Annotated in this window: 1 protein-coding gene; it reads right to left on the bottom strand. The window is 52.6% G+C overall.

Annotated elements, in window-relative coordinates; translation table 11 throughout:
- Positions 1-686, bottom strand: a 686-nt coding sequence (locus CVN76_RS06465) for an acetyl-CoA C-acyltransferase (RefSeq protein ID WP_157805573.1), incomplete at both ends; no start/stop codon positions are given.

The following is a 686-nucleotide window of genomic DNA, read 5'->3' as shown; positions in this document are numbered from 1 at the left end:
GGCACCTCGATTAAGATCGCATCTCCCTGGCCGCCGCCACTGCAGATCGCTGCTATGCCCAGTCCCCCGCCACGGCGTTTCAACTCATGCATGAGCGTGATGATGATGCGGGCACCGCTTGCCCCGATCGGGTGACCTAAGGCCACTGCACCTCCATTGACATTCACTTTTTCCGCCTCGACGCCGGCAATCTTCCCGCTGGCCAGTGCCACAGCTGCGAATGCTTCATTCACTTCGAATAAATCGATGTCTTCCACCGATTTGCCTGCCTTCTTCAGGATTTCATTTATGACCAAGCCAGGCGTTTTCGGGAAGTCCTTCGCTTCAACTGCCACTTCGGCATGTGCCAAAATATAAGCAAATGGAGCTTTCCCTTCTTTTTCGGCACGTTCCTCACTCATCAATACGAGAGCCGCCGCTCCATCATTGACTCCCGGTGCATTCCCTGCCGTTATCGTTCCCTCGTTATTAAAAGCTGGCCCTAATTTGGCGAGCTTCCCGGCAGATGTATCCTTTCTTGGTCCTTCATCATGTTCGATCGTAATCGGATCCCCTTTTCTTACCGGAACCTGTACGGCAACGATTTCTTCTGCCAGTATGCCTTCATCCATCGCTTTAAGCGCTTTTTGATGGCTATCGTAAGCCCAGCCATCTTGTTCCTCACGGGTAATTTCAAGATCCTCGGC

Source organism: Bacillus sp. mrc49 (assembly GCF_002803435.1).
The sequence above is the reverse complement of the archived record's forward strand: the minus strand, read 5'-3'. Positions and strand labels throughout refer to the sequence as shown.